This is a genomic window from Corynebacterium sp. c8Ua_99, from assembly GCF_039907185.1.
Taxonomy (GTDB): Bacteria; Actinomycetota; Actinomycetes; order Mycobacteriales; family Mycobacteriaceae; genus Corynebacterium; species Corynebacterium jeikeium_D.
In genome coordinates, this window is record NZ_JASBOG010000029.1 from 1 (window position 1) to 4,516 (window position 4,516).

Genomic DNA, 4,516 nt, shown 5'->3' on the forward strand with positions numbered 1-4,516 from the left:
ACCCGAAAAATGGCTTGAAAGTGTCATAAACTCACACAGTTTCACATTTGCAGCCCGTATTCACATGCGAAGCCCGTGATTTTTGGGGTTGCCGGTTTTGGGCTAGGTAGCAACTAGGTAGCAAAAAGGGTTAAAGGCAAAAGGCACGTACCCCACGGTACGTGCCTTTTCAGCCGGTCGGACTCAGACAGTCTAGATAACCTGGTTCTTACCAACGGCCACAACGCCACCAGCGCTGACCTTGAAGCGCTCTGCGTCCTTCTCCGGATCGACACCGATAATGGCGCCGTCGGAAACTACAACGTTCTTGTCCAAAATCGCATGGCGAACCACTGCTCCGCGGCCGACGCGAACGCCTGGGAAGAGAACCGAGCCCTCCACCGTCGCGCCATCCTCGACCACAACGTTGGTGCTAATCACCGAGTTGCGGACCGTACCACCGGAGACAATCGAACCAGCACCGACCATCGAAGCCTGAGCAATACCGCCCTGGACAAACTTGGCCGGAGGCAGGTTCTCCTCTGAGAAGGTGTGGATTGGCCACTTCTTGTTGTAGAGGTTAAACACCGGGTGGACGGAAATCAGGTCCATGTTGGCCTCGTAGAAGGCATCGATGGTACCGACATCACGCCAGTAGCCCTTGTCACGTTCGGTCTCACCCGGAACGTAGCTGTCCTTGAAGTCCCAGACGAAAGCTTCGCCCTCCTCTACCAGCATCGGAATAATGTTTCCGCCCATATCATGGTCGGAGTTTTCATCTTCCGAGTCACGCTTAATAGCGTCGATAAGCGCGGAGGTAGTGAAGATGTAGTTACCCATCGACGCGAACGTCGAGTTCGGGTCATCCGGGGTGCCGGGCGGATCAGCCGGCTTCTCCAGGAACTCGGTGATTCGGTTGTTGTCATCGGCATCGATGACACCGAATGCGCTGGCCTCAGAACGCGGGACGCGGATACCAGCGACCGTCACGCCAGCGCCAGACTCGATGTGGGCCTCCAGCATCTGCTGCGGATCCATGCGATAGACGTGGTCGGCACCGAAGACGATGACGTACTCCGGATCCTCGTCGTAAACCAAGTTCAGCGACTGCAGAATCGCGTCCGCCGAACCGGTGAACCAGCGCTTACCCAGACGCTGCTGAGCCGGCACCGGGGTGACGTACTGGCCGGTGATGCCAGACAGCTGCCACGCCTGCGAAATGTGACGGTCGAGCGAGTGGGACTTGTACTGGGTCAGCACACAGATCTTCAAGAAACCTGCGTTGACCAGGTTCGACAGCACGAAGTCGATAAGCCGATAGCTACCGCCGAAAGGCACGGCGGGCTTAGCGCGGTCTTCCGTCAGCGGGAAGAGACGCTTGCCTTCGCCACCGGCAAGGACAATGGACAAAACATGTGGTTGACTCCTCACACCAACCAACCTATATGCGATTTACGTTCCTCGCTGCCAGTCTCCCCTCCCCGCTACCCACACCCAGGCATATCAAGCGACGGAAATTGTCAAATCTGGTTACGCTGGAACTATGCGTGTTGCCATGATGACCAAGGAATACCCTCCGGAGATTTACGGCGGAGCAGGTGTTCACGTAACTGAACTGACTCGTTTCATGCGCGGCCTCGACGGCGTTGACGTCGATGTGCACTGCATGGGTGCTCCTCGCGATGAGGCGGATGTATATGTCCACGGCGTTGACCCGGAGTTGAAGGATGCCAACGCCTCGATTAAGACGCTGTCCACGGGGTTGCGCATGGCAAATGCCGCCGCGGCAACCGACATTGATGTCGTCCACTCTCACACGTGGTACTCGGGCCTGGGCGGTCACCTCACTGGTCTGCTCAAGGGCATTCCGCATGTGGCAACCGCGCACTCACTGGAGCCGCACCGCCCATGGAAGCGCGAGCAGCTTGGCGGCGGTTACGACGTTTCCAGCTGGTCCGAGCGCAATGCTATGGAGTACGCAGACGCTGTCATTGCTGTTTCCGCGCGCATGAAGGACGCCATCCTGGATGCCTACCCGCGTATCTCCCCCGACAAGGTCCACGTTGTCCTGAACGGTATCGACACCGAGCTGTGGTACCCGCGCCCGACGTGGGAAGAGTCCAAGGAACAGAACGGCTGGTCTGTCCTGGAGGAGCTCGGCGTTGACCCGTCTCGCCCGATGGTCGCGTTCGTCGGCCGCATCACCCGTCAGAAGGGTGTCGCTCATTTGGTCAAGGCCGCATCGCTTTTCGACGACGGTGTGCAGCTCGTTCTGTGCGCCGGCGCTCCGGACACCCCGGAAATCGCGAAGGAGACTGAGCAGCTCGTCCATGACCTCCAGGAGAAGCGCGATGGCATTTTCTGGGTGCAGGACATGCTGCCGAAGGAGAAGATCCAGGAGATCCTGACAGCCGCGGATTCGTTCGTCTGTCCGTCCATCTACGAGCCGCTGGGCATCGTTAACCTTGAGGCTATGGCCTGTGGCACCGCCGTTGTCGCCTCTGATGTCGGCGGCATTCCGGAGGTTGTCGTCGATGGCGAAACCGGCACTCTGGTTCACTACGACGAGTCTGATCCGGAGGGCTTCGAGCGTGGAATCGCTGCCGCGGTTAACAACATGGTCGCCGACCGCGACCGCGCTACCAAGATTGGCCAGGCGGGTAAGAAGCGTGCTGAAGATGTGTTTAGCTGGGAGAACATCGCTCAGCAGACCGTTGAGGTTTATAAGTCTTTGATGTAGCTGGCTGTCTGCGAGACGCCACGGATGCGCGGTGGACGGAGTCTCCTCATAAGGCCCATCGCTTCCGAGAAGGAAGCGGTGGGCCTTTCTTAGCCTTTTTACTAACCCCGTTCAGGACATTTACTTATGCCCTTGCCCACTTTTCTAAACCTAATTTGAGTTTTGGCTGAATTTATCATTACTGGTCAATAGCATCCTGAGTATGAGATTCACTAAGAAGGTGGCAGCAGTTGGTGCCGCCATTGCCATAGCGCTAGCGGGTGCAGTACCGCATCAGGCGCTCGCTACAGAAGTAGCCCCATCCCCTAGTACCGCTACCATCACCGAGCGTGGTCCCCTTGGACAGTCCGGTCGCTGGTTTACCGACGGTGACGGCCGTGCTTTCCTCACTCAGGGGTCGAACATCGTCTACAAGCACGATCCTTACACCCCAGAGGCCGGAGGCTTTAACGAGGACGATGCTGACTGGCTCGTGCAGCAGGGCTTCGACTCCATGCGAGTCGGCATTATCTGGAAAGCAGTAGAGCCAGAGCCTGGCGAGTACAACGACAAATACCTGGATTCCATTGCCCGCACTATCTCCATGCTCACTGAGCGTGGAATCGCGGTCTTGGTCGATGCCCACCAGGACATGTACAACGAGAAGTTCGAAGGCGAATTTGCCCCGGATTGGGCTGTCATTGACGACGGCGTTCCCAGCCTCTTAAAGGTTGGCTTCCCCGCTAACCAGGCTCTCAATATCGGACTCATTAGGGCATACGACAACTTCCTGAATAACCGCGAAGGGCCAGGCGGCGTTGGGTTGCAGGAGCGTTACGCAGCCATGTGGGGCCATGTCGCCAAACGCCTTGGCGACATGCCGGGACTGATGGGCTACGACATCATAAATGAACCGTGGCCAGGCTCCGCATACCCACTGTGCTATCTGGCTCTCGGCGACTGCGGCCCGGCTAAGGAAAAGCTCGATGAACTGCACCAGAAGGCTGCCAATCAGATTGTCGACAAGGACCCGGACGCTATTGTCCACTACGAGCCCTACTCCATGTGGAACACCGGATTGAACACGAATCCGGCAGCCCCGGAGGTTCCTGAAACCGCTGGTACGGCCCTCAGCTGGCATGTCTACTGCACCACGAATGCCCTGTTCAACACCTACACGGGCTGTGACTTTTTCGATGGTCGCGTCTTCGACAATGCGGAAATCGTCTCATCCGGTAACGGCTCGGCCACACTGCTTTCCGAGTTCGGCGCCACCGACGATGCCGATACCCTCAATGGCGTAATTTCGCTTGCCCGCCGCCACATGGTCGGCTGGCAGTACTGGTCCTACTGCGGATGCAACGACCCGACGACGCAGAACCAGAAGGAACAGGGCATGGTCTTCGACCCTACTGTTCCAGGACCTGTAGGTGCCGATGCCTTCAACCGCGACAAGATGACCATCCTCGCCGCTCCACACCTGCGAGCGGTCGCAGGCACCCCGCAGGCTACTGACTGGAACCGCGACACCCGTGTCTACAAGGCCAGCTGGAACAATAGCCGCGTCGACGGCACCGGAGTTTTCGCACCTGGTTCCACCAGCGAGCTCGTTGTGCCCTCAATCAACTTCCCGAATGGGTTCACAGTGAATGTCGAGGGTGGCCACGCCACTGTCGCTGCCGATGGCCAGACGGTTCATATCGTCTCCACTGCTGACCACGTGTCAGTCACCATCCGGCCGAAGTAGAACCAACCGCTCGATTCACCAAATCACGCCCTGTGGATTCTTCCGCAGGGCGTTTTTCGTGCCGCAGGGTC

Annotated in this window: 3 protein-coding genes; 2 read left to right on the plus strand and 1 reads right to left on the minus strand. The window is 58.1% G+C overall.

All coding sequences use genetic code 11. From position 1 onward, the window contains the following. Positions 1-192: 192 nt before the first annotated feature. A complete protein-coding gene (gene glgC, locus QKE19_RS11095) occupies positions 193-1,410 on the minus strand; it encodes a glucose-1-phosphate adenylyltransferase (RefSeq protein ID WP_042388575.1) in 1,218 nt (405 codons plus the stop codon). A 112-nt stretch (positions 1,411-1,522) separates the two neighbouring features. On the opposite strand from glgC, the gene glgA reads away from it, so the two are divergent. Continuing rightward, on the plus strand, positions 1,523-2,719 hold the full coding sequence (glgA, locus tag QKE19_RS11100; protein ID WP_070603696.1) for a glycogen synthase: 1,197 nt from the start codon (positions 1,523-1,525) through the stop codon (positions 2,717-2,719). Positions 2,720-2,921: 202 nt separating this feature from the next. Beyond that, positions 2,922-4,445 carry a cellulase family glycosylhydrolase gene (locus tag QKE19_RS11105; protein WP_101738683.1) on the plus strand — a complete coding sequence of 508 codons (1,524 nt, stop codon included), beginning with the start codon at positions 2,922-2,924 and terminating at the stop codon, positions 4,443-4,445. The last annotated feature ends 71 nt before the right edge of the window (positions 4,446-4,516 follow it).